22 protein-coding genes are annotated in these 24,938 nt (G+C 64.5%); 10 read left to right on the top strand and 12 right to left on the bottom strand.

The annotated features are described in order from the left end of the window. Genes ACT9TC_RS08405 through ACT9TC_RS08385 form a run of 5 tightly spaced genes read right to left on the bottom strand, consistent with a single transcriptional unit; the run spans position 1 to position 2,272 of the window. The gene (locus ACT9TC_RS08405; protein ID WP_458040114.1) at positions 1–186 is read right to left on the bottom strand and encodes a helix-turn-helix domain-containing protein; all 186 of its coding nucleotides are present in this window, start codon (positions 184–186) and stop codon (positions 1–3) included. 28 nt (positions 187–214) lie between these two features. Further along, positions 215–1,045, bottom strand: coding sequence for a hypothetical protein (locus ACT9TC_RS08400; RefSeq protein ID WP_458040113.1), 831 nt, complete (start codon positions 1,043–1,045; stop codon positions 215–217). Continuing rightward, entirely contained in the window at positions 1,038–1,442 is a 405-nt protein-coding gene (locus tag ACT9TC_RS08395) for a hypothetical protein (protein ID WP_458040112.1), read from the bottom strand. Before ACT9TC_RS08395 ends, ACT9TC_RS08400 begins: the two co-directional genes overlap by 8 nt. Positions 1,443–1,470: 28 nt before the next feature. Beyond that, complete coding sequence (locus ACT9TC_RS08390; protein ID WP_458040111.1) at positions 1,471–1,866, bottom strand: hypothetical protein; 396 nt, start codon at positions 1,864–1,866, stop codon at positions 1,471–1,473. 52 nt (positions 1,867–1,918) lie between these two features. Next, complete coding sequence (locus ACT9TC_RS08385) at positions 1,919–2,272, bottom strand: MarR family transcriptional regulator (protein ID WP_458040110.1); 354 nt, start codon at positions 2,270–2,272, stop codon at positions 1,919–1,921. A 252-nt stretch (positions 2,273–2,524) separates the two neighbouring features. On the opposite strand from ACT9TC_RS08385, the gene ACT9TC_RS08380 reads away from it, so the two are divergent. The 4 genes from ACT9TC_RS08380 to ACT9TC_RS08365 are packed head-to-tail and all read left to right on the top strand — an operon-like array spanning position 2,525 to position 8,871. Then, positions 2,525–3,247: a TnsA-like heteromeric transposase endonuclease subunit gene (locus ACT9TC_RS08380; RefSeq protein WP_458040109.1), complete on the top strand. Its 723-nt coding sequence runs from the start codon at positions 2,525–2,527 to the stop codon at positions 3,245–3,247. Next, positions 3,244–5,361 (top strand): hypothetical protein, encoded by a 2,118-nt coding sequence (locus ACT9TC_RS08375; RefSeq protein ID WP_458040108.1) that lies wholly within the window; start codon positions 3,244–3,246, stop codon positions 5,359–5,361. The genes ACT9TC_RS08380 and ACT9TC_RS08375 overlap by 4 nt, the downstream gene beginning before the upstream one ends. After that, on the top strand, positions 5,358–6,479 hold the full coding sequence (locus ACT9TC_RS08370) for an AAA family ATPase (RefSeq protein ID WP_458040107.1): 1,122 nt from the start codon (positions 5,358–5,360) through the stop codon (positions 6,477–6,479). The genes ACT9TC_RS08375 and ACT9TC_RS08370 overlap by 4 nt, the downstream gene beginning before the upstream one ends. 37 nt (positions 6,480–6,516) lie before the next feature. Next, positions 6,517–8,871, top strand: coding sequence for a TniQ family protein (locus tag ACT9TC_RS08365; RefSeq protein WP_458040106.1), 2,355 nt, complete (start codon positions 6,517–6,519; stop codon positions 8,869–8,871). Positions 8,872–8,879: 8 nt separating this feature from the next. Here ACT9TC_RS08365 and ACT9TC_RS08360 read toward each other — a convergent pair whose 3' ends face one another. The 3 genes from ACT9TC_RS08360 to ACT9TC_RS08350 form a co-directional block, all read right to left on the bottom strand. After that, a complete protein-coding gene (locus ACT9TC_RS08360) occupies positions 8,880–9,164 on the bottom strand; it encodes a helix-turn-helix domain-containing protein (RefSeq protein ID WP_458040105.1) in 285 nt (94 codons plus the stop codon). Between the two features lie 78 nt (positions 9,165–9,242). Then, positions 9,243–10,436: a hypothetical protein gene (locus tag ACT9TC_RS08355; RefSeq protein ID WP_458040104.1), complete on the bottom strand. Its 1,194-nt coding sequence runs from the start codon at positions 10,434–10,436 to the stop codon at positions 9,243–9,245. 483 nt (positions 10,437–10,919) lie between these two features. Beyond that, positions 10,920–11,153 carry a hypothetical protein gene (locus ACT9TC_RS08350; protein WP_458040103.1) on the bottom strand — a complete coding sequence of 78 codons (234 nt, stop codon included), beginning with the start codon at positions 11,151–11,153 and terminating at the stop codon, positions 10,920–10,922. Between the two features lie 424 nt (positions 11,154–11,577). Between ACT9TC_RS08350 and ACT9TC_RS08345 the strand changes: the two genes are divergently transcribed. The 3 genes from ACT9TC_RS08345 (at position 11,578) to ACT9TC_RS08335 (ending at position 16,088) form a co-directional block, all read left to right on the top strand. Further along, on the top strand, positions 11,578–14,364 hold the full coding sequence (locus tag ACT9TC_RS08345; RefSeq protein ID WP_458040102.1) for an RCC1 domain-containing protein: 2,787 nt from the start codon (positions 11,578–11,580) through the stop codon (positions 14,362–14,364). A 223-nt stretch (positions 14,365–14,587) separates the two neighbouring features. Then, entirely contained in the window at positions 14,588–15,178 is a 591-nt protein-coding gene (locus tag ACT9TC_RS08340) for a hypothetical protein (protein ID WP_458040101.1), read from the top strand. 499 nt (positions 15,179–15,677) lie between these two features. Then, positions 15,678–16,088, top strand: a complete 411-nt coding sequence (locus ACT9TC_RS08335; RefSeq protein WP_458040100.1) for a hypothetical protein — start codon at positions 15,678–15,680, stop codon at positions 16,086–16,088. 64 nt (positions 16,089–16,152) lie between these two features. Here the strand turns inward: ACT9TC_RS08335 and ACT9TC_RS08330 are convergent, their stop codons facing one another. Then, positions 16,153–17,562 carry a phytoene desaturase family protein gene (locus tag ACT9TC_RS08330; RefSeq protein ID WP_458040099.1) on the bottom strand — a complete coding sequence of 470 codons (1,410 nt, stop codon included), beginning with the start codon at positions 17,560–17,562 and terminating at the stop codon, positions 16,153–16,155. 31 nt (positions 17,563–17,593) lie between these two features. Beyond that, on the bottom strand, positions 17,594–18,475 hold the full coding sequence (locus tag ACT9TC_RS08325; protein ID WP_458042903.1) for a UbiA family prenyltransferase: 882 nt from the start codon (positions 18,473–18,475) through the stop codon (positions 17,594–17,596). A gap of 175 nt (positions 18,476–18,650) precedes the next feature. Here ACT9TC_RS08325 and ACT9TC_RS08320 point away from each other — a divergent pair, with 175 nt between their 5' ends. From ACT9TC_RS08320 to ACT9TC_RS08310, 3 genes are all read left to right on the top strand, one after another. Further along, positions 18,651–19,742 (top strand): FUSC family protein, encoded by a 1,092-nt coding sequence (locus tag ACT9TC_RS08320; RefSeq protein WP_458040098.1) that lies wholly within the window; start codon positions 18,651–18,653, stop codon positions 19,740–19,742. Positions 19,743–19,764: 22 nt separating this feature from the next. Continuing rightward, positions 19,765–21,654 (top strand): BCCT family transporter, encoded by a 1,890-nt coding sequence (locus tag ACT9TC_RS08315; RefSeq protein WP_458040097.1) that lies wholly within the window; start codon positions 19,765–19,767, stop codon positions 21,652–21,654. An 80-nt stretch (positions 21,655–21,734) separates the two neighbouring features. Further along, positions 21,735–22,835, top strand: a complete 1,101-nt coding sequence (locus ACT9TC_RS08310; protein WP_458040096.1) for a YihY/virulence factor BrkB family protein — start codon at positions 21,735–21,737, stop codon at positions 22,833–22,835. A 17-nt stretch (positions 22,836–22,852) separates the two neighbouring features. On the opposite strand, the gene ACT9TC_RS08305 is transcribed toward ACT9TC_RS08310, so the two are convergent. Then, positions 22,853–23,782: a DMT family transporter gene (locus tag ACT9TC_RS08305; RefSeq protein WP_458040095.1), complete on the bottom strand. Its 930-nt coding sequence runs from the start codon at positions 23,780–23,782 to the stop codon at positions 22,853–22,855. A gap of 279 nt (positions 23,783–24,061) precedes the next feature. Then, the gene (locus ACT9TC_RS08300; protein ID WP_458040094.1) at positions 24,062–24,901 is read right to left on the bottom strand and encodes a formate/nitrite transporter family protein; all 840 of its coding nucleotides are present in this window, start codon (positions 24,899–24,901) and stop codon (positions 24,062–24,064) included. Positions 24,902–24,938: the final 37 nt, after the last annotated feature.

Here is a 24,938-nt window from a genome sequence, read left to right as displayed (position 1 = left end):
CTACGCAGCGCCTCCGGCGCTACCGCCGCCACGCACCCAGGCATCGACCTCGCTCGCCTGGAACTTCCACAGACGTCCGACCTTGTGGGCCGGCATCCCCTTCTCGGCTATCCAGGCGTAGATCGTGTCTTTGGTGACGGCCAGGTGCTCGGCGATGTCGTCGGCAGAGAGCCACGGCTCTGACATTCACGCCCCCATGCGGATTGAGCCGGATTTATCCGGGTATGGCCGATCCTATCGGGACACCGCGCCCGCGTCGCCCTTGGTGTGCCATTGCCTCGTCAACCGCCGTCAGCAGTTCCTCGAGGTGCATGTGGAGATCGTCGTACGCCTGCATGTAGAACATATGGTTCATGTGGGACGGAGATGTGTTGTCCAGGTCGGCGAGGACTGCTCGAGCCTCGCGGATCGCTGTCTGGAGGCGGGTCTCGATTCCTGGCAGGCTCTGGATCCAGGTGTCGATAACGCTGAACGGGATCGGTGCGAAGTCGTGGGCGTCGACGCCGGCATGGAACTGGTGGCCGTTCGGGCCGTGGTCGCGGGCGTGCGTGTGTCCGTGGAGGAGCGGGATGCCGTCGTCCCAGCGCGGGCGATGCGACGTGTGTCGATCCTGTTCCTGGCTATCGCCGCGGTAGGGATAGTGCGAGGCAATGATCCTGTAACCGTGGCGGGTTCCTTCGATGACCTCTGGGAGGATCTCCCAGCCCGCCGCTTCGTACATGGGCACGAATCGCTCGATCGCCTGTTTCGACTGGGTCGCGGGTGAGACGCGATCGTGGTTGCCGGGTACGAGCAGTCGACGCCCGTTGAGCTTCGCGGTGAGCGCCATAGATTCTTCGATCGGGCCGAGAGCTACGTCGCCGAGGTGGAGGACGACGCTGTCGGGCGAGACCATGTCGTTCCACCGGCGCATAAGTTCGTCGTTCATCTCGTCGACGGTGGAGTACGGCCTATCCGCGAGTTCGCTGATGCGGGCGTGGCTGAAGTGGGTGTCGGACGTGACAAAGTCGACCTGATCGAAGTCGAACGTCGGATAGTCAAGCATCGCGAACCTCATCGTCGCCGTTCATGTCGAACGCGCGCAGGAGGAGTCGCTCCGCATCGCCCACCGGCTCAGGAGGAAGGTCCTTCATCTCGTCGCGGAGTCGGTCCAACGTCTGTTCGATCAGTGGGCGGTGTTGGTCGCGCCATGCGCGGATCCCAGGATCCCGCAGAAGGCCTGACTCTCTGCTCCCTTCATAGCCAAGCAGCAGCTCGGTGTCGATCACCGACGCCATGACACGGGCATCGAGGTTGGGCGACGAGCGCAGGCTCGACAGGTGGGTGAAGGCATCCGAACCAGACACGTCGATGCGGTAGCGCTGAATGTCGCCATACTCAGTCGTCTCAGTGTCGACGTGCGTGACCCGAAGGGAGCGGCCGCCGATGACGATCTCGCGCATGCATCCTCCTCGATCCGAGCCCGCCGGCTCAGCGACGCTCGTTACTTTCGGCGTCGACTGTCACGACCACGCGGCCAGGCCTGATGACGTCATCATGCCCTGGGATGTAGGAGATCGTTCCGAGTCGGCTCCAGTAGCTGATCAGCCAGCGGTGGAGTAGGTCGAGTTGCTCGTTGCGTTGGAGAACCATCCGTCCCGGATCGGGGATGGCAGTGTCCCAGTCATCGACCTCGAGGACGGCCTCGATGAGCTCAGCACACGTTGGACCAGTTCCGTGCGTGTCCCACCACGCGCGAGTCACGAGGCCGGCGTGGTTGGCGGTCAAAGTCCCATCGGGTTCATCGATCGTCCCGAGCAGAGCCCCGAAGTAGGGATCCTCTACTGCGGTCGCAAATGACTCATAGCGATCCTCACCGACGCTCATACAGGAAGGATGCCATACAGAATAGGCATCCATGGCAAGTCTTGCGCGTGTACTACCGACCCGCTGTTGCCGCTTCCCACTGAATCGTGAAGGTTCCTGCAGCGCGCGCGTCGGCCTCGGCTTCGAGCCGCAGTGCATAGTCCCACGTGGGGTGGACGGCTCGCTGATAGATTCTGACCCGTTCGGGGGTGACCTCGTCGGTTCGGCGGACAAGTCCCAACTGCTTGAGTCGCTTCAGCAGGGCATGGATCGTGCTGGTCGACAATCCCGTCGCGGCTGACACCGAAGGCGTGGAGAATTTTCCGTCGGAAGAGCGCGCGATCTCCGCCATAAGCGCGAGCATGTGGTTGCTCCCGAAAGCTAGCTTCGAGAGCTCCTCGCTCTGCTCGGTTGGCACGGTCTCCACCGCCTCATTTTCGCATGAGGCGCTCAGCGCGGCAGGAGCATCGCGGGGCGTGATCCGACTGCGTGGCGCATTGTTGTGTATCTGACGCACCCCAGCGTAAATGTCACATTCACTACCCGCATCCTTCGGCGTGCGAGAAGTCTCAACGCGAAGATCTCTGCCCGCGTGTCGAAGCTGCAGAACGAACGCCATCTCCGTACGTTAATGAATCAAGAGTTATGAGTCCTGGTTCTCGATTCGTAGGAGATCATCGTGCCAACGCCGCCACCCCGGTACACGTTGCGATTGGATGGGAATGATCTCGAGCGGGGCAAACTGGCGGACCTCGAGGCTCGACACGTTTTCGAGGCCGAGCCTCGCCGGACGTTCCGCTGGCATCGAGGACAGCGGCACTATCCGGGCCGCTACTGGTCCGCGACCACGGAAGGCTTCGTCGGGTACGAGAGTCGCCTCGAGCTTGCGGCGCTGCTCCTTGAGGACTTCGACGACCGGGCGGTTCGGATCGCCTCTCAGCCGTTCGAGCTGATCGCCGATCGAGACGGTATCGAGCGAAGCTATGTGCCCGACTACTTGGTTGAGCACGGTGACCATCGATTCACAGTGATCGAGGTCAAGCCGAAGCGCAGACTGGAAGACCCGGAGATCGCTGGTGCCCTCAGTTGGGCGGGCGACATCGTCCGTTCGCGCGGATGGGGGTACCGGATCGTCAGCGAACCGGAGCCTGCTCTGCTTTCAAATATCCGCTTCCTCGCGGGGTATCGACGCCTCTGGCAATTTCCAGAGCTCGACGTCGAGATGGTCGAGGCGGCCATCCGCGCGTCAGCCACGCTCGGCTCCGCCCTCCGGAGCGCCGGATCCGCCCTGAACGACTTTCCCTATGCCCGAGCGGTCGTGCTGCACCTGCTCTGGCGCCGCTCGATTCTCTGCGACCTCACTTCCGCCCTAGCCACCCACACCGTATTGGAGTTGCCATGAGCCACACCTTCGATATCCGCGTCGGCAGCACTGTTTCGTTCGACGGTTATCTCTGCACCGTCATCGAGATCGCCGGCGACGCCGTTGTCCTCGTCGACGGCGCGAAGAAGACCCGACGCGTGCGGCTCGTTGAGCTTCTCCGCGACGCCACGGACGCGTTCGGTCTTCCGTCCGAGGAAGCTGCACTCACACCGCTTGCGCTGATCTGGGCGGACGCGACGGAAGCGCAACGCGACGAGGCGCGACGAAAAGCGGCCCACGTTCGAGAGATGCGAACCGGTTTCGCGTCGGGGATCCCGACTCTCGCGCAGCCGCACGAGCCAAGACCGGAGTACAACCCGAAGCTCACCACCATCCACGAACGCCGTAGAACCAAGGCCACGGAGCTTGGTGTGAGCCCGAAAACGCTCAAGCGCTGGGACGATCGCTTCGACGATGGCGAAGATCTCGCGCTGCTCGACTTCAGGAAGACGTCCTGGACGCCGGCGCTCTCTGGCCTCGACCCGCGCTGGGTGGACATGTGCCGACGCGTCGTCGAGGAAAACGTGCGCGGCGCCAAGCGTAGTGTGACGACCACGCTCGCGATCGTGTTGGCGAGGGTCAAGCGGGAGTATCCGGATGTCGACGTCCGGATCCCATCCGAGTCAACCGCTCGTGACGCGGTCGCTGAGCTCACCCGCGGCAAGGGAACGTTCGGCGCCAGCATGCGCGCACAACGATCGATCGAAACGCGCCCGCCCGTGCCCTACGGCCGACTTGTCGCCACGAGACCCGGCGAGTATGTCGTGCTCGACACCACGCCCCTCAACGTCTTCGGCGTCGCACCCGTCACTGGCAAGTGGATGCGCGCCGAGCTGACAGTCGCACTCGACCTCTACGACAGATCTATCCTCGGACTCCGCCTCGCACCCGTCTCTACCAAGGCGGTCGACGTCGCGGGAGTGCTGATGGAGGCGCTGTCACCCCGCGAGATGCCGGCCGAGTGGGGCGACCGAGCTACCTGGCCCTTCCATGGCGTGCCCGAGAACATCGTCATCGACGTCGAGAACCTCAAGGCGTTGCGATTTCGCCGACCCGGCATCCTTCCCGACACGATCATCATCGATCACGGTAAGCCGTTCATGTCGATCCACGTCGCGAGCGTGTGCCAGCGACTTGGGATCTCCATCCAGCCCGCACATGTCTACACCGGCACCGACAAGGCGTGGGTAGAGCGTTGGTTCCGGACCATCGACGAGATGCTTCAGGAACTGCCTGGATACAAGGGCAAAGACATCGCGTCCCGCGGCGAGGCGCCGGAGAGCGAAGCTGTTTACACGATCCCGCAGCTTGAGCAGATCATTCGCGAGTGGATCGCCACGGTCTATCACCTCCGCCCGCATGGCGGACTTGTCGACTCCCAGCTGCCCGCAGCGAAGATGAGCCCGGCGCAGAAATTCGAGCAGGGGATCGCGGTGGCCGGCCGCATCCGTGTCCCGTCGAACCCGAACCTGCTGCTCGAGATGCTCCCCGTCGTGAAGCGCAAGTTCAATCACTACGGCGTCGAGGTCGGCACGCTCCGCTATAGCGGCGAGATCGTGGGGAAGTACTACGACCGGTCGCGGGCGATGGCAAAGGGCAAGCGGAAGTGGCAGTTCTCGGTGAATCCCGACGACTTCTCGCAGATCTACTTCAACGACCCGGACGACAACTCCTGGCACGTGCTGCGTTGGGAGCACGCACCGAAAGTCCCCGTGCCGTTCAGCTTCGACGCTCTCGAGTACGCCAAGGGCATCGCACTCGACCGCCGCAACGGGGTCAATGTGTCCGAAGCGCTCGGCGAACTCCTCGAACGATGGGGTGCTGGCCGTGCGAGCACGCCCGCCGAGAAGCGCATCAGCGCGCGACTTGCCGCCCAGCTTGCCGAGACGGCGGACGGCCCCGACAGCCCGTTCTTCCCGCACATCGCCAAGCAGATCGCGCAACAGATGGCGGGACCGGACCTAAGCGAGGAGCTGGGATTGGTATCAGTGACGCCGCCTCCGGTGAGCGAGAAGCACGATCCGCTTGCGCTGAGCGCGCAGGAGCTCGTCGGCGAAGACCTCGATGACTTCGATCTGCTGGAGGACCTGTGATCCTGCCTCTGGAGCGCGACGAGCTCCTTTCGCGTTGGGAAGGATGGCGGCACTTCGCAGAAGATCCCGCCCTGGAGAAGCCGCAGAGCCTGTCCGCCAAGCAGATCGAAAAGCTCAGCGAAGACGAACGTGTCGTCTACGACTACCACCGCGAGCGGTACCACGCGAACTTCCTTGTGACGACACCGCAGGTGAAACGGCTCAACGTTCGGTTGTGGGACCTCCTCGATGCCAACCAGCAGGGCCCGTCACGGGTCAAGGGCGCGGCGATCATCGACTCGCCGCCCGGACTGGGGAAGACCACGGCGGTCGACGCGTTCGGACGAGCGTTTCACCGCCGGCAGATCTTGCGACACGGGAAGGACTTCGACGAAGGGCAGACGCTGCACATCCCGGTTTGCCACGTCGCATTCAAGGGCAACACGACCACGCGTGCCCTCAACGAATCCATCCTGAACTTCTACAATCACCCCTCCTCCGACGCCGCGAATACCCGCTATCTGCGGAACCGCAACCTGGCCACTCTCGCTGCTGAGTCCGTCCGTCGTCATGGCACCCGGCTGATCATCGTCGACGACGTGCACTTCTTGAAGATCCACACCGACGAGGGTGTAGCGCTGGCCAACGAGCTGAAGTGGCTCGCCAACGAGTACCCCGCCACGTTCCTATTCACGGGTGTGAACATGGCCGACACCGGGCTCCTCAGCGAGAGCAAGACCGACAAGAAGCTCGCGATGTCGCAGATTGCTCGACGTTGGACCAGGCTTACCCTTCCGCCGTTCGAACACCCCGTTGGTGAGCACCGCAAGACCTGGCTGTCGCTGCTTGGCACGATCGAAACGCATCTTGTGCTCGCGAACGCGCGGCCGAGGATGTTGCGCGAGCAGTCGGACTACCTCTACGAGAGGTCCACGGGCATGATCGGCTCACTCTTCAAACTCATCACTCTCGGTGCCGTCCACGCGATGCGCGACGGTACTGAGGAGCTGACCCGTGAAGTGCTCGACGAGATCGACATCGACGTCGCAGCCGAAGACGCGCGTGAGGTCGTCGCGAAGGAGCTCGAGGAGAAGAAGCTCCGCGATGCCAAGCGCAGGAAGCCGGGAGCGGCAGCATGACCTGGGCGGCCGGCCCGCGGCTCATCAAGGTCGGAGCGTGACGGTGCGTCGCCTGCTGCACGTCGCGATGCCGCTTCCTGACGAGCCGCTCGACTCGTGGGTCGAGTACATGGCGCATGACTATGGGGCCACCGTCGGGGAGATGGCACGTGCCCTGGGCCTCATCGACGCCGACGGCGTACCGGCGGCAACCCCCCAGTCCGCGCGAGCCTGGTCGACCGCGCTCGAGCCGCAGCAACTCACGAACCTGGAGCTGACGACAGGCCGGCCCGCCGACGAGTACCGTGCGATGACGCGCACCGTGTTCGCCGCGAACGCCATCCGCCTCACGCCGCAGGGACGGATCAGCGCCTCGTGTCCGAGCACCGGAGTCGCCGCCCGGTACTGCCCCGACTGCCTCGCAGACTCCGGCGGCAGGTGGCGGCTGTCGTGGCAGTTCCCGTTCGGATTCGCGTGTCTGCGCCACAAGAGGTTGCTCGTCGATGCGTGCCCGACGTGCGGGCAACCACCCCGCCTCATCGGGCATCCCATCACCCTCGTGCCCGAGCCGGGCCATTGCCACAATCGACCCTCGACAGAGGCGCCGGCCATCCGCTCGCGCTGTGGGGCCAACCTCACTGCCACTGGCGAGCTTGTCTTCGCGGAAGACGCGACGCGGGAAGCGCAGCGAGCAATTCTGAAGGTCGTCGCATCCGGCGTCGGCGAGTTCGGCATCTACGCCGACGGCAGGCCGAGCACCATTCAGGTCCTTTCCGACATGTCGCTACTGTCCCGAGCGGGGAGACAGGCACTTGCTGATGACCAGCGATTCGAGTGGATGCAGGTGGATTCGATCGACCCCAGCGTGATTGCAGCGCAACCGCGCACCGGTAAAGTCGATCTAAGGCCGAGCACCGCGGCGGAGGTCGCGCTCGGCAACACGATCGCGTTCGAGGCGCTACAGGCAGGTGAACGAGTCGCAGACCTGCTGCGCGGTCGAGTCAGCGTCCATACCGCTCTGGACCACTACTCGCCGCCGCTTCGCGATCACGTGAGTCGGGCGCTCGGCCGGGTCAGGCGACCGACGGCAACGCTCCAATCACTGAAGTTGTCAGCTGCAGATCCGGAAGCTCGCGCAGCGAAGCTGCCGGCGGTGCTCTGGCCCGAGGTGACCGCGCGACTCGCTCCGCGTCGGTTGGATGCTGAGATCGCGGGCGGCGCGCTTTCGGCAGCCGTAGTCTTCGTCGGCACTCAACTAACGCACGGCTCCGCGATCAAGCTTCTTGACGCCGAGGCTCGCGGCCGTCAGGTCAGTCACGTGATGCGATCCCTCGGGCGAAACGCACCAGAGGCGGACACCATCCGCGTGATCGCTCGACTCGCCTCGTTCCTGGACGAGCAGTCCACGCCGATCGACTTCGCGCGTCGCCGGTCTCTCGACTATGCCGGCATGTTGCCGCGTGACGAGTGGGTAGAGATCTGTCGGATTGCGAACGTGCTGCCGGGCGGTGATCGGCGTTGGCAGGCCGCTCGCGCTCATCTCTATGCGCTCGTGAGCGGCAACAGGTTGTCTCGTGCGCCTTTCGCCGATGATCCCGGGTTCCCCTCCTTCGTAGAGGTGGCTCAGTTCCGGTCGGGGATGCCAGGCACCGTCGCGGACGCACTTGCTTCAGCCGCAGCTGACTTCATCCGGGACCGAGGCGTTGACGAGCCCGTCGCGTGGTTGCCCGGCCCTGAGGTTGTCGGCGGACTTCCCGATGCCGCCGACGTCATTGATGGTCGTTGGCCGACTGCACGACCGGCCCGAGCCACGGTGAAGCCTGCGCGAGCGGTCGCCGCGTACTCGGCTGGTCGGTCGGTGCGCGAGATCGCAATCGAGCACGGCGTTGCGCGACAGACCATCGGTCGCGTGCTTGCTGACGAGGGAGTAGAAACGCGTAGCGGAAGGCAAGGAGCTGCAATTGACCCGGAATGGCTGAGTCAGCGATACCTCGTCGAGCGCCACACAATCCCGGAGATCGCTGCGGAAGTGGGAGTGACGATGACCACCATCAATCGTCACCTCGAGACGGCAGGCATCCCGCGACGTGCTCGCGGAGCCGCGAGTCGAGCTACGGCCATTCGCATTGATCCGCGCGCTGGGAACTCGCCGCTGTTGCGTCGGATCCTCGTTGGCCAGGACTCTTTGCAGCGCGCGGAGCGGTTCCTTGTTGTCGCGCGTCATGACACGATGACGGTCGCCGCTCGCGAGATCGGCGTGACGCTCAGCATCCTCGCCACTCAGATGAAGCGACTCGGAGCCGACGCGGGCGGCCCGTTGATCACCCGGGCAATGCGAGGTCAGCCGCTCGCCCTTACTGAGCTCGGCGCCGCCGCGCGGCGTGAGCTGGAACGTGTCCTCGGCGAAGGGTGAGCTCGCGCTTAACGAAGGCGCAGATCCGGAATCTTCGCGGGAAGGATGTCCATGAGCGAGACGCCCAGCGCCTGCGACATCGCGAGCAGCGTGCGAATCGTCGGGTTCGCAGGCGTCCCCGGCTTCGACTCGCCTTTCTCGTACTTCTGGTACGTGTAGCGAGTGAGTCCAGAGCGGTACGCGACGTCCTCTTGGCTCAGGCCTGCTTCCTGGCGTAAGCGGCGAAGATTCGTAGCGAGCTCACCGGCGTAGTCGCTCCAGGCCGCGTCCTCGGGTCTGGTGCGCTTCGCCACCGATCCAGCGTCGCCGCGAAGACGCGTCGGTGTGGCCTAATCCGTATGGCATTCGGAGAGCTGTCGACGCTCGCGTCACTATCCATCGATGTCGACGAAGCCCACAAGATCCAAACTGTCTTCCCGCACTAGGACGACTGTGTCGACGTAGCGCCGTGAAGACGGGAACGTGCGGGCCTGCACAACCAACTCGTCCGCAAGTTCAACAATTCCGAAGTCTCCTAGAACATGGACGCCTCCGACATGCTCGACGAGGAACCCAGAGCGCAGCGCCTGTGTCGACAGGGTGCGGCTAAGTGTTCTAGGGATTGCGTATCCGACATCGATTCGACGGTAGGGAGTTACTCGAAGTGGGCGGTCGCCCGTCGCAAGCATGTTCAGCACGCTGACTTCGTCGCCGATTTGAACTAGGAGTCGGTAGTTGGCGTTACCGAGGATGTGAAACCCCTCACCGGCCCGTACGTCGTCGACAGTAAGCACTGGTCCGATCGCCCGGTGGAGCGACTCGTCGAGCGAAGAAGGCTCACCAAACTCGGTGATGATGTTCTCCGTGAATCCATTCGAACGGCGTTCGAGGTGTGTCGTCGCACGTATGAAGTCCGGGACCGGTGACTGGCCGTAATTCACGAGGTGAACAGAGGATCTTGCGACGGTGCGCGAGTACGGCGCGAGCGTCTCAAGGATCCCTTCACGCGCGGAGTCGATCCACTGGTCTCCGTCCCCGAACCCAACCTCCCGTGAGACGAGGCCGACCTCGCCAAGAGATACCGCGAACTGGCCGTTTCCGGCGACGATCGCTGTCGCGGGGGCCGCGTGAACCTGAAGTAGTGGAGCGCCCTCGTCGTACCGAGAGTCGAACTGTGTCTCGAAGACACCAGCGTCACTCGTGGTGAATAGCCTGTTGCCGTAGGCGACAGTGTCGGTGAGGTTACCGGGCGTCGCCTCGATGTAGGCCTGCCGAAAATCAGAGACGTCGATTGGGACCACGACTTCGGCACTCGCGGTGAGTGGCGCGAAGAACTCCCGCCGCACCGACGGAATTGCGAGCAAGTTCTGAAACTCGTGCGAGGACTTCCGCTCGCTTCGAAAGACGAGGTGTTCTGCGAGAACTGCGTGGTGGTGATCCTGCGCCTGTGTGACACGGTTCCGAAGGGCGTCGACCGGAACGTAGTAGAGGTGTCCTCGACGATCCCAGACGAGGAGGTTCTCTCTGTAGAGCCAGGCATCTTCCCATTGGCCTGGAATTCTTACCGTGAGGCGACGCAGGTCCATCACATCACCTGCTTACGAAGCTTCTTCGCGAGTGCATGTGACACCAACCCGTCGGCTTCCCACGCCGTGATGACATCACCTGGAGCGGTCTTCGTCGTGCCTGGGCTCCCCCTGCCAACGGGATGACCATGCCAATCGGCGGAGCCGGATTGCGGCGGCATGAATCGAGCAAGGACTTCGCCCCTAGTGCCAAATGGCTGGGTGAGGTCAGCTGCTACGGCCCATACCTGCGATGGGGCCGCGACCTTCGCCGACTCTCTCGTCTCGGTGTCGCAGAATACGTGACACTCGACCTCGTCGCTTATCGCCCAGATCGACTTCGCGGCCGACATCCCTTGGTCTCGGTGATGAGGATGGCTGAAGTAGCTACGACCGTTGCATGTCGTGAACCGCGAGCCAGGCGGATTGCTGAGGCGGAGGTGGGTCATGCCGAGATCACCACCCATCGGGAAGGGCGCAATGCCCGCTGCCAGTGCAAGGAGGCTACCAGTCCGGCTTTCGAGCAATAGGAACTCCCCAGTCGCGGGGCGCGTCGGCGGCGTTCGAGAGTTGGAGAATCTCACCGTCCCGGTCGGCCTCGATACACGTCGGCGGGTGGCCCGGATTCGCGAGATGCTGATCGTCGAGGTGGCAGCTCAGCACGTGTGTGTTCAGCGACGCGGGTAGCACGAGCAGGTGCACGACGATGTGGCTCTGGTCATGGTTGGTCGCGCTCACCCAAAAGCCAGCTAGCAATACTCCTTGCATGTCTCGAGCGAGATTCCGTCGGACCGTGCTCTCTACGCGTCCTCTCTCAACTCGGCCCATCTAGCCGATTTGAGTCGATGAAGTTGCTCGCGCTACGCGTCCCACAGAGTCCCATTGAGAGCCGAAAGAAGCGCCGGATTGTGGGAGACTGCGGTCGACCGTATCGCGGCCAGCGCACACGGATGCCCACTGGGGAGGCACGTTGAGATTTTGTCCGGATTGCGGCCAGAAGCTGTCGTTTAGCGATCTCGATCGGTGTTCCAGTTGCGGAGTTGATCTCGCTCAGTATCGACCGAAGGCGCACGTTCGTTCTGCTGCTGGCGATTTGCCTCTAGTTGAGTCGCTGACGGACGGGACGCTGCGTGACGGCAGCGGGCAATCAGACGCGTCGCTTGTGGACGGCGCCCTTACTGCATTTGCTCCGGAAGCGGACGACGGGCCGGTGGTTCTATCTCACGATCCAGATCAAAGGCGCCAGCAGGCCGAAGACCCGACATCTCCAGAGGAACTGCTAGCACTCCTCGCGGCGGACACGGACCCGGCCACCAGAGGTGCGGTTGCCGCCAATGCGTCGGCACCTGCGCGAGTACTTGAGACTCTCGCGGACGATGTCAACGACCAGGTGAGGTACTGGGTGGCCCGAAACGCTGGGCTTTCGGCAGAGACCGCCGAGCGCCTCGCGGCCGACCCGGCCGTGCTGGTCAGAGCCGGAATTGGTCAGAATTCTGCCGCCCCGGTCGGCGTGATTGCTGCACTCGCTCAGGATTCATCTGCGCTTGTGAGACAACGCGCACGAGAAAATCCACTCTTCAATGGCGACGATACTTCGCATGAGGAGACGGCTTTGCAGACTACGCCGTCGAGTGCGACCCAAGCGCCCGGCGACGTGACAGACGAAGGCGCGAGCGCAACCCGCCAAGGAGCTAAAGCGATCGCGGTTGGATACAGCCACTGCCTCGCCATAGCGGCAGATGACACGGTCGTCGCGTGGGGGAGCAATGACGACAGCCAACTGGACGTACCTCACTCCACCGGCGAGGTCGTCGCGATTGCGGCCGGCGCCTATCACTCGTTGGCGTTGCGCACGGATGGAACTGTTGTGGCCTGGGGTGAGTGGAATCACGGATGCACTGAGGTGCCGGAGGATCTCGAGGATGTCACCGCAATTGCCGCGGGTCGCGACTTCAGCCTTGCGCTAAAGAAGGACGGGACGCTTGTCGAGTGGGGTCACGCGTTCCCCGAAGAGGCGAACATCGCGGCCTCTCTGACTGATGTGATTGCAATCGCTACGGATGTTGGGAATCGTCTCGCCCTCCGAGCGGATGGATCAGTCGTTATCTGGGGGGCTCTAATGCGCGGTCAGACGCCGCCTGAGCGGCTGATCGGAGTTCGGAGCGTAGACGTTGGTTGGGAGCACGCCATCGCGCTCAGAACCGACGGCGAAGTCATCATTTGGGGGGAAGGCGGCGCCCCGAATGAGGCCATGGTGCTGCCCGAACCACTACGGAACGTCGCGTCGATTGCGGCCTTTGGGTCCGATTGCTTTGCTGTTCTAAATGATGGGACGGTCGTCGCGTGGGGTGCCGAGTTCTCGGACAACATTCGGGTGCCCGCCGGTCTTTACGGCGTCGAGTCGATTGCCGTCAGCAATGGTTGCGCCATGGCGTTGAAGTCGGACGGGTCGATCGCCGTATGGGGACGCTCCAACGATGGTCAGCACAATATCCCTGAACGACTCTTGGTCAAAAGAGTCCTTCGGGATGCGGAGCGCGCAATCCAGATTGCCACCGGTTTGGAGCACGCGCTTGCCCTTCGCGCCGACGGCAGCGTCGTGGGCTGGGGTGGGAATGGCCACGGGCAGACCGATATCCCTGCAGGCTTGGATGGAGTCATTTCGATTGCAGCGTGCTGGCTTCAGAGCATCGCGCTGAAAGGCGATGGCACCGTAGTTACCTGGGGAGACAGCGAACGAAGAGCGGCAACTCCCGTCGGCCTATCAGACGTCGTCGCCGTATCCGCGGGCCGCGCACACTACCTGGCACTCAGGCGAAATGGAACCGTCGTCGCGTGGGGCTACGACGACGAACGGATCAAGGTTCCCGCGACTCTCACAGACGTCGTCGCCATCGCCGCCGGCGGCGACCAGAATGTCGCATTGAAGAGGGACGGGACAATCGTCTCGTGGGGTGATAGTCGATTCGGTGGGCTGAAGATCAAGACCGATCGGAGGGATCTCGTCTCCGTTGTCGCTGGTTTGCACCCCGGGATGTCGCAGCACTTCGTGGGAATGACTCGTTCAGGAGAAGTGAGGAAAATCGCAGCGACTACCTTCAACGAGGAGGGGGATGTTCCAGATGGACTGTTCGCGATCACCGCGCTTGCTGCCGGCGCCGCACACACGATTGCGCTCAGGGCGGACGGCACGATTGTCGCCTGGGGCAACAGCACTCACGGTCAACTCGACGCACCAAGCGGACTCGTGAAAGTGATCGGCATCGCCGCACACACTACGCACAATCTCGCGCTGACGACCGAAGGACACATCATCGCGTGGGGGACCAACAAGTCGGGCGCACTCGCTGTCCCTGCAGAGTTCCGGCCCGTAGTAGCCATCGGCGACGAAGAAGAGGCTCGCCACGCCGATGAGGCAGACGAGTCGAGTGAGCCCGCGCCCATCGTGGAGGCGAACGACGGGCGCGTGTCATTTCTCCAGGGCGCCGGAAGTGCGTGGAACCCCTTCAAAGTCAGTTGGCGAGATGAACCGTTCCCAGACGTCGACTCTCTCGAACGCGTCCAACTCGCCCGTAGAGCGATGACTCGCGACAGCGACTGGGAACATTACGCGCACGGACGCGCATCAAGCAATCTGGCTGCCGCCTACACGGCATCAGGTCGACTGGACGCAGCTTTGAGCGCCATTCAAGAGGCAGAAAACCGGTTCACTGACATGCTCAACGCGCGCAATCCGTATCCGGAGGATCTGACGTGGATGGGTCTTGCCATCGCGCGGTACAACGCGAGCTACATCTTTTTTGTCGCGGGCGACGCGGGCCGAAATCTCGAGTATGCGGAGGTGAACAGGCAGGCCGCCCGTCAAGCCCTCGCCGAGATCAATGTCAGGTCAAACTCGTGGGGTCTCGTGAGCCGCGCGGTTGAGTCGTTGTCGCCTGTCGGCAAGTAGATCGAGTCAACCCAGCGGAGTTTGGTCTTGATGAACCGCGCATTGGTGGAGCGAGCGCCAGGCTCAGCACATCCGTCGTGGTACAGGTGCCGGTGACGCGACTCTTTCGCTTCACCGGGCGGCGTAAACACCTGGATGCTGAAATCGACCGATCGTGCGAGCGAAGTTCGAGAGTCCGAAGTGGCAGCCAACGTCGTAGGCTCGGGCATTGGGGAGAAGATCTATGGCGAATAAGAAGGAACCGACAGTCCGGCAGTTCATCGTCGACGCGGAAGCGCTTGACGGAGACGGCGCGGACATCTCGGACGCGCAGTTCGGCTCAGGCGGAGCTCGGCGCGCGGATGGCACCCTCATCAATCAGTACAAGAATCCACGCCCGTACGATCCTGGCACCCCAGAAGAAGACAGGGAGTTCGACGCCTGGCTCAACAGTGAGAGCGAGGCTCGCACTAGACGTGAGGAGTCGGAGTCGCAGGCAGCTTACGATCGCCGGGTTCAGCAAACCGCGGACGGAATCCTTTGGGTCCTGCGCGAGGTCGTCGCGCCCATAGCGCAGGCGTACTGGGATGCGCGTGGCAGGGAGGACGTGCAGCGCTTCGGCCAGTGGGTGACGAGTCGGGTCCGTCGAGGCTCGCGCGGGACAACGGCGGAGACGCGTCCAACTGACGAGGCGACTTTCCCTGTGGCCATCTCGGGGGCGTCCGCAACCACGATTGACACGCCCGTCGGCGTAATCAACCTTGAGGACTATCGGGGCCGACGCGGCGCCAACGTGAAACGCGCGGAGAACGGCGAGGAAGTCACGACAGCGTAGTCGGAGGCCCGTTGCGCGGGCGGGCATCGAGAGGTGGATTCGCGCGCCGGGGCCGTTCTGCGGTTCGAGGCGTCGAAGCCGAGCGACTGGTGCGCTGGTGGCCTCGCCGATCCGTGGTGGACAAGTCGGTTGCCAGAGAACGACACTTGGCGAAGACATTTCGTCTCTCTCGCGAGCGGAATTACACCATCGTCGGGGACATCTCTCAGCAATCCCTACAGTTCAGTCGGACTTCTCGAGCTGCAGGCTCAGGAGTTCGGATAGGTGCCCCCAGCTTGAAGTAGCGCGATGCTCCGCCTGCTGAGGTTCGCGAGGCGCTGGTCGAGCAGCGACCGCGCTTCGCTGGTGAGCCCGTGGTCGCGAACCTGCTTGAGGACGCGGGCGATCGGCGGCAGGGCCGTCGTGCGCCACAGCGGAGTCTCGGCCGAGCGCCTTGTCGGGATCCGCGAGGCGCTCGGTGCGGTTGCCTTGCTCCTTGGCCCCGCGGTGGCGGGCACTCATGGTGCTGTCCGATGGATCGACCGTGCTGTGGGTTACCGCCGCGACGTCGCTCGCGGTGGCCTTCCTGACCCTTCTCATCCCGCACCGCGTCGGGCGGATCGACACAACGAACGCTCGAAAGGCGGCAGTCGCGAGCAGCGGTTGGGCGCAACTCCGGGATGGTTGGCGAGTGCTGTTCCGCAGCCGATTCCTCGTCGTGACGACGGTGCTCAGCGCCGTGTCTCTCATCGTGATCGTGGAGGATTTCGCGGCGGAACTCGCCCCCGTTCTTCTCAACGAGCCGGACCCGCTCGAGCTCGGAAAGTCCGCGAGCCTGCTGAGTGACTACACGACGGACGTCCTGAACGAGCAACAACAGCGAGTTCTCGACCAGCTCGCCGCGATGCTCGAGCAGACCGCGCCGCGATAGGGGCGGGGTCAGCCACGCCACGGACACGGTGACGAGTCAGCCACGCCACGGACACGGTGACGAGTCAGGCAGGGTGCTTCGCGAGGAGTTTCGAGACGGCGATCATCGCCCCGCCGAGCACCGCCGGTATCCCCCCGCCAGGGTGAACGGATGCCCCCACCCGCCAGAGCCACGGCGTCCGCAGATCGTGGTGCGCCGGCTGGTGCAGCGGCCCGCTCATCCACAGCGGTCGTGCAGCGCCGTAGAGGGCGCCGTGCGGTTCGCCGAAGGAGCCGTAGTACTGGGGGTCGAGGACGATGTTCCCGACCATGCGGTCCGTCAGCGGGGCATCGAGGCCCAGGGTGGTCGAGATCCGTTCGATCTCGCGGCGCACGAACGGATGCTCGAGCGTGTAGCCCCTCGCGTCCGCGGGGCTGGTCAACAGGATGCCGAGGGTGCTCCGCTCATTCGGATAGATCTCCCCCGCGCGGTAGTGACTGACGAACGCCATCGTGTCGGCAGGCTCGTCCCCGGCCGCCAGGCTGCGGTGCAGCGCCGCCGGCTTGCTCGGGAGGATGACGCTGTGCGCGGCGATGTCGTCAGGCAGGGCTTCTTGCAGCACGCCATAGATCGCGATGGCGGAGCACGAGAGCGTGCGGGCACTTCGAGAGACGGACCGACCCAGCAGCTCGTTGAGGCGATCGGCGTCCAGCGCGCTGACGACGAGGTCGGCTGGATACTCGGCAACGGTCGTCGTGACCCGTCCGCGGTCCAGGCTCGTCACCGCCTCACCGGTGCGCAATTCGACGCCCGCGGCATTCGCTAGTCGCTGCAAGGCAAGGACGATCTCGTAGATTCCGCCGCGGGGCACCCAGGCGCCGGTCTCGGCCATGATCGCCGGCATGCTCGCATACAACGCCGGGGTGCGTGCCGGCGAGACGCCGGCGTTGAGGGTGTGGATGGCGATGATCTCGCGGAGGCCGTCCGGCAGCCACCCGAGACTCTCGAGGTAGGAGCGAGTGTTCAGCCGCGTGCCGTAGACAGCGAGCAACCGACGCAGAGCAGGCAGAGAAGCACGGTCGAGGGGATCAGCGAGCAGCAGTGCGGTGACATCGTCTGCGAGAGGGGCGTGCAGATCACTGAAGCGCTGCCAGGCCGGATACCACGGATGCGCGGGCGGCACCGGCAGCGGGACGACCTCGCCGTCGTGGTAGTAGCGGCCGATCTCGGGCAGCCGCACGAGATCGAGCGCGCCGATGTGCGCTATCGGGGGGCGCCCCGCATCCAGCCGGCGCAGCAGCTCGCCCCATACGCCCGGGAAGGTGAAGAGAGACGGGCCCGTATCGACTCGTTCGCCGTCGAGCTCCACACGCCGACTCTTGCCGCCCACGGTGGGAGCGGACTCCAGCAGGGTGACTCTGTGTCCTGCTCGAGCGAGCAACGCGGATGCAGCGAGCCCCCCGAGCCCGCCGCCGATGACCACGATCCGGCTCACGACCGCACCCCCCGAGCCCCGCCCGCCCGCGTCATGGGTACGTCCCGAAAAAGATGCCGGCAAGGATGAGCCCGCTCGCCACCGAGCCGGCGATGTACGGAAATGCAACGGACAGCGGATAGAGGCGCCGCCCGGTCGCGGGGGACGGTCGACGCATCAGCCAGACGATCAGGATGCCAGCGATCACGAGGTTGACGGCGGCGACGGGCAGACTGACCGCGGCGAGAAGCACGGTGGACACGAGCCACCACGCACCGCTCCAGACGGCCGTCCCGCGCGGTCCGAGCCGCACCGCCGTCGTCATGATGCCCGATTCACGATCCTCTTCGATGTCCTGAACCGCGTCGAAGGCGTGCTTTGCGACGCTCCAGGCGAGCAGCCCGAGCACTGCGGGCCATACCGGCGGTGCGCCGAGCGCGACAGGCACGATCAAGAGGGGCAGCGCATAGGCAGCGTTGCTCAGGGAATCCAGGAACGGGCGCGTCTTGAATCGGAGCGGGGGCGCGGAGTAGAAGACGAACACGCCGGCGTAGAGCAGCATCAGGGCGACCGCGAGAGGCGGAAGCGCGACGACGAAGTAGACGAAGAACGGCAGGTTCGTCACGGCGACCGCCCACGCGATCAGTCGGACCTCTCCCGGATCGATGCGCGCCCCCTCGATGGACCCCTTCCGAGGGTTCAGCGCATCGGTTTCCTGGTCGTAGATGTCGTTGACGCCATAGATCAGCAGATTGAACGGCAGCGTGAGCCAGAGCAGGATCGGGAGCGCCTGCGGGTCGAACAGTTGGCCGGTCAGCCACATACCGACGACACCGGTACCGATGGTGTTGATCCACAGCACGGGCCGAGAGATATGGATCAAACGGGCGACACGCGACCATGCCCGGAGGTCTCGCGTCCGGGGTTCGTCGATGGCACTACCCCTCGAGCTAAAAGTTGGCGAGTCCGACGATGCGTACTCCGTCATTTTACGGTGGGTCCGGCGCTGAGGGGCCGGCGCGGGCACTTCAGGACCAGTGCTGAAGCCGCAATCGACGTTTCGCGCAAGGCCCAAGACACACAACGCGTCCCGTCGCAGAATCGATCGCATGACCTCACGCGCGATCACGACCCCGGCCCGGTGGGTGCGGGCGATGACGGAACCGAGCCGGCTGGTGCTGGCGGGTAAGACGGCAGCCGCGGTCGTTGTCGCCTGGTACCTCGCTCCGCTGCTGCCGATCGCAGACGATCAGTACGCGTACTACGCGCCGCTCGGGGTGCTTGTGAGCATGTACCCGACCGTCGCGGAGTCCGCCCGTTCCGGACTGCAAGCGCTGATCGGGCTCGCGATCGGAATCACCCTGGGTCTGTTGGGTCTCGCGGCGCTCTTCGCAGGGGTGCCGGTGCCCCTCATTCTCGCTGTCGTTCTCGGGGTCGGCATGCTGTTCGCGGGAATCCCGATTCTCGGTGTCGGGCGCGGATGGGTGGCGATCGCCGCCCTCTTCGTGCTCCTGGTCAGCGGCAGGGACCCGGAGAACTTCTCGTTGTCGTACCTCATGACGATGGCGCTCGGCGTCGTCGTGGGTCTCGTCGTGAACCTCGTCGTCGCGCCGCCGCTGTATCTCGATCGCGCGGGTCGACGACTGTCGGAGCTACGCACGAGCCTCACCGCGGCAATGGACTCCCTCGCCGACCACGTCGAGGAGGGCACGGTGGATGCCGAGACGTTCGACGCGGCGATGAGCCAGCTAGACCGGGCCACCGCCGATGTGCGTCGAGAGGTCTATGAAGCCGACGAGAGCAAAAAATCGAACCCGCGCCGAGCGCGTCGGCGCTCGGAACCTCGGGAGAACCTTGCCCGTCTGCACGCCCTCGAACGGTCCGTGCTTTACGTCAGAGACCTCGCCGATGTGCTGGCAGAACGTCAACGAGAGGATGATGCGAATCTCGGGCGCGACGTGGCCCCCGCGCTCGCGCACGCAATTCGAGCATGCGGCGCCGTCGTGGGTACTCCTCTGCGCGCCGAGGACTCGTCCGCACGGCTGGAGGAGGCTAACCAGTCGCTCGAACGGTATCTCGTGACTCTCGTCCAGGCCAGTGGCGGCATGGCCGCGACCAGAGCGGAGGAATTGACGCCAGCCGCTCTTCTGCGTCGGACCATCGATGTGTCGCTGCAGTTCGCCGGCTCTGATGACGGCTGAAGGGTCTCGCTAGGGTGGACGGATGACGACCACTCAACGGTCGGCGCCGGTGGCATCCGGCGGTCGTCCCTCCACGATCAAACGCTGGGTGTTCTGGCCCGCAGCGGTCGTCGCCCTCTCGTTCAGCGCCTTCGCCCTCCTCGCTCCGCATCTCGCCGAGGAGTTCTTCGGCGCGGTGCAGTCGAGCATCATCAACGCGTTCAACTGGTACTACGTGCTGATCGCGGCCTTCTTCGTGGCCTTCGCGCTGGTCATCGGATTCAGCAGGTTCGGCGACATCCGTCTCGGGGCAGACGATGACAAGCCCGAGTTCTCACTCGGTGCGTGGTTCTCGTTGCTTTTCGCGGCGGGCATGGGAATCGGCCTGGTGTTCTATGGCGTCAGTGAACCCCTGAGCCACTTCGTCTCGCCTCGACCCGGGGTATCGGGGACGCCCCAACAGCTGGCGCAGTCTGCGCTCAGCCAGACCTACCTGCACTGGGGCGTTCAGGCGTGGTCGATCTACGTCGTTGTGGGACTGGGTCTGGCCTACGCGATACATCGGCGCAAGCGTCCGATCTCCATCCGCTGGTCGCTCGAACCTCTTCTCGGCAAGCGCGTGGAGGGCGGATGGGGCAACGCGATCGACGTCGTAGCGCTCGTCGGCACCCTGTTCGGGGTTGCGACCTCGCTCGGTCTCGGTGTGCTGCAGATCAGTGCAGGACTGGATGCCGCGGGCCTGGCCGAACCGACCGTGCCGGTGCAGATCGGCATCATCGCCGTGATCACCGTGCTGGTACTCGCATCCGTTCTGTCCGGCGTGACCAAAGGCATGAAGTGGCTGTCGTCCTTCAACCTGATCCTCGCCGGCCTGCTTGTGATCTACCTGCTCGTGTTCGGGCAGACGGGGTTCCTGCTGCGCGAGTGGGTGCAGTCGATCGGCAACTACATCCAGAACTACATCGGCCTGTCGTTCAACGTCAGTGCCTTCCAAGGCGCCGCCGGCGAGGCATGGCAGGCGGGGTGGACGTCCTTCTACTGGGGCTGGTGGATCTCGTGGGCGCCGTTCGTCGGCATCTTCATCGCACGCATCTCACGCGGCCGCACCGTGCGGCAGTTCGTGATGGGCGTCATCCTCGTACCGACACTCATCACGATCCTGTGGTTCAGCGTGCTCGGCGGATCGGCGCTGTACATCGAGCTGACCAACCCGGGCGCCCTCACGCAGCCCGACGGCAGCGTCGACCTCAACACGGCGCTGTTCCAGATGCTCGCGTACATCCCCGGCACTCCGGTTCTCACGATCGGCGTGATCGTGCTGATTACGGTCTTCTTCGTGACGTCGTCCGACTCGGGCGCGCTCGTCATGGGCATGATCGCGACCGGTGGGCAGATCAACCCGCGCCGCTGGGTGCGGGCCTTCTTTGCCGTGACGAGCGCCGTCCTCGCCATGGGGCTGTTGCTCGCGGGTGGACTGCAGGCCCTTCAGACCGCGGCGATCATCATCGCTCTGCCCTTCAGCGTCGTGATGCTCCTGATCTGCTGGTCCACCGTCGTCGCGTTCAACCGGGAACGCCGGGCGTACGACCGTGCCGCGCGGGCGCAGTTCGTCGACCACATCGGCGAGTACTACGGCCTTGAAGTCGAAGAACCCTCGGCTGAAGGTGCGCTGCACGAGCCGATGTGGATGCGCAGACTCGCGTACCGTATCGGCTTGCAGCAGGAACCGCGGGTACGAGGAGGCATGACGGACGTGTCGGAAGGACCCGGGCGCACGGCATCAACGAGAGCCCTCCATGCCCAGAATGCGGAGCCGGAAGGCGTGCCCACAAGTGATATCGATCGCGTGGTCGAGCACGACCCTCGTGCGGCCGAGGACGTCGACGCTGTTCCCGATCGCGAACTCGACGACGGCGGAGACCCGCTCCGGTAGGCGTCATCAGCTCGCCCGACCGGACAGGAAACCGACGGGAGTGGAGCAGGCGATCAGCATGCCCGGATAGCGTGAAGTGCATGCCGGAATCGTCGCCGAACGACCTATCCGCCCGAGCCTCTCGTCCCACGCAGATTCGAGCGCAGACGTGGTCCTACGTTTCCCGCCGCACCATCCAGGAGTTCATTCAGGACGGATGCGTCGACGCCGCCGCAGGTCTGACGTTCTTCGCCGTCCTCTCGGTCTTCCCCGCGGGCCTGGCCATCGTCGCGCTCGTCGGAGTCCTCGGCGACAGTGAGACAGTGCTCGACCGGCTCTTCGCGCTGCTGAGCCAGGTCGCACCGGCTAGCGTGACAGACACCCTCCGAGGTCCGTTGAACGACATCGCCGGCTCCTCGACCGCCGACACCGCACTCATTATCGGTATCGCCACCTCGGTGTGGTCGGCATCTATCTACGTCGGCGCATTCGGTCGCGTCATGAATCGGATTTACGGAGTGCGCGAGGGCAGGCCCTACTGGAAACGGAAACCGGCTCAACTCGCGGTCACGGTCGCGCTCATGATCCTGGCTCTCGTCGTGATCGCGGTCGTGGTCTTCTCTGGGCCGGTCTCACGGGCGATCGGCGACGTCTTCTCGATTGGCGACACGGCGCTCGCCGCGTGGAACATCGTCAAATGGCCGCTTCTGGCACTCTCGGTCGTCGCGATGGTGACAGTGCTCTACAAGGGAACGTCCAATCTCGACCAGCCTCGATTCCGCTGGCTGAGCCTCGGAGCAATCCTGGCGATCACCGCACTCGGCGTGGCATCGTTCGGTCTCGCGATCTATGTCGCCAACTTCGCCAGCTACAACCGCACGTTCGGGACGCTGGCGGGTGTGGTGGTCTTCCTGATCTGGCTGTTCATCATCAACCTGGCTCTCTTGTTCGGAGCGGAGTTCAACGCCGAGCTCGAACGGGGCAGACAGCTGCAGGCCGGCATTCAGGCGGAGACGGATCTTCAGCTTCCGCCCCGCGACACGACCACGAGTGACAAGGTGATTCGGTCGGTGCAGATCACTCAGGAACGCGGAGAGATGCTGCGCACGGGCGAGGATCTGCCACCGAGATCCGACACCATGATCAAGCGAACGCTTCGGTTCGTTCGCCGCACCTGGGAACGCCTGACGCGCCGCGGATAGGACTTCCCGATGGCCGGCTATGACGGTGCCGCAGCCTCTGCTTCATCGCTGTGCGAGTCCTCCAGCTCCGTGCGCTTACGAGGGTTGAGTTCGCTGACGATCGCGCCGGCGACGATGAATGCAGCGCCGAGGATCGCGATTGCCGGTAGTCGGTCGCCGGCGATTCGGCCGATGATTCCCGCCCACACGGGCTCGCCCGCGTAGATGATCGTCGCCCGCGTCGGCGAAACCGATCGCTGGGCCCAGTTCATCGTCAACTGGATGATGCAGCTCGCCGCGCCCAGGGCGAGCGCGGCCACGACCCAGACCCACGAGAATGCGGGCACTGCCTCGCCGACGACCGGCATGGTCAGCATCGCCAAGAGTCCAGCGACGAGCAGCTGCACGACGGTTACGCGGCCGATGTCGACCTTGCGGGCGAACACGCTGATCAGGATGATCTCGCCTGCGATCGGAAGTGTGCTGACCAGCGTCATGATCTCCCCCTCGCCGAACGTGAAGCCGACGCTGGTGGGATCGGCGATCAGCATCAGCCCCGTGAACGCCAGCGCGACGCCGATCCAGGTGAGAAGGCGCGGAGCCTTGCGGAACACGATCCACTGCAGCACCGGCACGAGCGGGACGTACAGCGCGGTGATGAATGCCGAGGTACTGCTGCTGATCGTCTGCAGCCCGACGGTCTGCAGGCCGTAGCCGAGGTAGATCATCACCCCGATAGCCGAACCGGCGCCGATCTCTCTCCAGCGCATGCCTGGCAGGACGCGCGCGAAGATGACGGCGCTGATCACGCCGGCCGCGAGAAACCGCATCCCGACGAAGAACCAGGGCCCGCTGTACTGCACGGCGACGTGCACGACGAGAAACGTCGAGCCCCACACCGCAGTAACCAGGACGAGGGCAAGCTCTTGCTTGGTCAGCGGCCGCTTGCGCGTCCCGATTTTTGGCACGCTTCACACCCTATGGCGCAGGAGGGGTAGGCAGATCTCGGCGTGGGTGGGCATTGCCTGCATGCGATGGGAGAGGGCCGGAGCCCCGTGCTGCAAATCTGAAAGGAATCTCGGGTCCCGAGGGGCCACAGGGGCTCGATTGCGGCCGACTCGGCCCAGAATTCCTTCCAGATTTACGCAATGGACGAGGGCCGGCGGCGAGGCCGCCACGCCGGGGATGCCGGCCAGCGCCGTATAGACGGGCAGGCCGCGCTCGCGAGCGATCGCGACATCCGGAGCCTAGCCGCGCTCGCTCGCGTTCTTCCGGCGCCGCAGACGGAACAGCTCGCCCGTGCGAACGATACGCAGGAGTGTGACGAGCAGGAGCCCGCCGGCCAGATTGAGCAGGAGCACGGGCAGGAACCAGAGGAACCATTCGAGGTACGTGATCGGGGCGCCGCTGATGATCGCGCCGAACGCGAACAGGGAGTCGAGGATGGAGTGGAACAGCTGGAAGCCCGCGAGCACGAAGCCCCCGGCCACCGCGGCCACGATCTTCGCGGGCTCGGATTCTGTTCCGGTCTGCATGCGGGTCATGAGGGTGATGACGGCTCCGCCGAGAAGCGCGAGAGCCACGAACTCGGGCGTGATCGGCGCGTCGATGAAGTGCACGGCGGTCTCGGCGAGGACCGCGTGCCAGTCGGGGAAGGCCAGCACAATGATCGCCATGATCAGCCAGCCGCCGATGAGGTTTGCCACGAGGGTGCCACCCCAGAGCTTCGCCAGTTGAAGCACGGTGCCCTCGCGCGCGACCAAGGCCGCGATCGGCATCAGGAAGTTCTCGGTGAAGAGCTCGCTGTGCGCCAGGAGAAGTGCGATCAGGCCGATGCTGAAACCGAGACCCGCGAGCAGCTGGTCACCCGTCTCGTACAGGATCCCGAGATAGACGAGAACGCCGATGCCGACCTCGACGCCGCCCAGGAAGCCGGTGACGAGGGTTGCGCGGAAGGTCCGGTGCAGCCGCTCGGCGCCCTCGCCGACGATCTCCTCGAATTCGATCTCGATCTCTTCTTCGACGGCCTCGTCATTGGCACCGTCCCGGCGGCGCTGCTCGGCCCGCTCCTCGCGCGAATCGCTCATCGTGCCATCCTCGCAGTCGCCCGTCCTACCCGGGCCG

The organism is Microbacterium sp. HM-570, from assembly GCF_054165885.1.
This window is presented reverse-complemented; position numbering and strand designations above follow the sequence as displayed.

What these genes read in the sequence shown, in the direction of transcription:
- ACT9TC_RS08395 (WP_458040112.1), bottom strand. Translation starts at nt 1,442, where the DNA reads ATGCGCGAGATCGTCATCGGCGGCCGCTCCCTTCGGGTCACGCACGTC.
- ACT9TC_RS08355 (WP_458040104.1), bottom strand. Translation starts at nt 10,436, where the DNA reads ATGGACCTGCGTCGCCTCACGGTAAGAATTCCAGGCCAATGGGAAGAT.
- ACT9TC_RS08390 (WP_458040111.1), bottom strand. Translation starts at nt 1,866, where the DNA reads ATGAGCGTCGGTGAGGATCGCTATGAGTCATTTGCGACCGCAGTAGAG.
- ACT9TC_RS08400 (WP_458040113.1), bottom strand. Translation starts at nt 1,045, where the DNA reads ATGCTTGACTATCCGACGTTCGACTTCGATCAGGTCGACTTTGTCACG.
- ACT9TC_RS08310 (WP_458040096.1), top strand. Translation starts at nt 21,735, where the DNA reads ATGCCGGAATCGTCGCCGAACGACCTATCCGCCCGAGCCTCTCGTCCC.
- ACT9TC_RS08300 (WP_458040094.1), bottom strand. Translation starts at nt 24,901, where the DNA reads ATGAGCGATTCGCGCGAGGAGCGGGCCGAGCAGCGCCGCCGGGACGGT.
- ACT9TC_RS08405 (WP_458040114.1), bottom strand. Translation starts at nt 186, where the DNA reads ATGTCAGAGCCGTGGCTCTCTGCCGACGACATCGCCGAGCACCTGGCC.
- ACT9TC_RS08340 (WP_458040101.1), top strand. Translation starts at nt 14,588, where the DNA reads ATGGCGAATAAGAAGGAACCGACAGTCCGGCAGTTCATCGTCGACGCG.
- ACT9TC_RS08320 (WP_458040098.1), top strand. Translation starts at nt 18,651, where the DNA reads ATGACCTCACGCGCGATCACGACCCCGGCCCGGTGGGTGCGGGCGATG.
- ACT9TC_RS08335 (WP_458040100.1), top strand. Translation starts at nt 15,678, where the DNA reads ATGGTGCTGTCCGATGGATCGACCGTGCTGTGGGTTACCGCCGCGACG.
- ACT9TC_RS08375 (WP_458040108.1), top strand. Translation starts at nt 3,244, where the DNA reads ATGAGCCACACCTTCGATATCCGCGTCGGCAGCACTGTTTCGTTCGAC.
- ACT9TC_RS08315 (WP_458040097.1), top strand. Translation starts at nt 19,765, where the DNA reads ATGACGACCACTCAACGGTCGGCGCCGGTGGCATCCGGCGGTCGTCCC.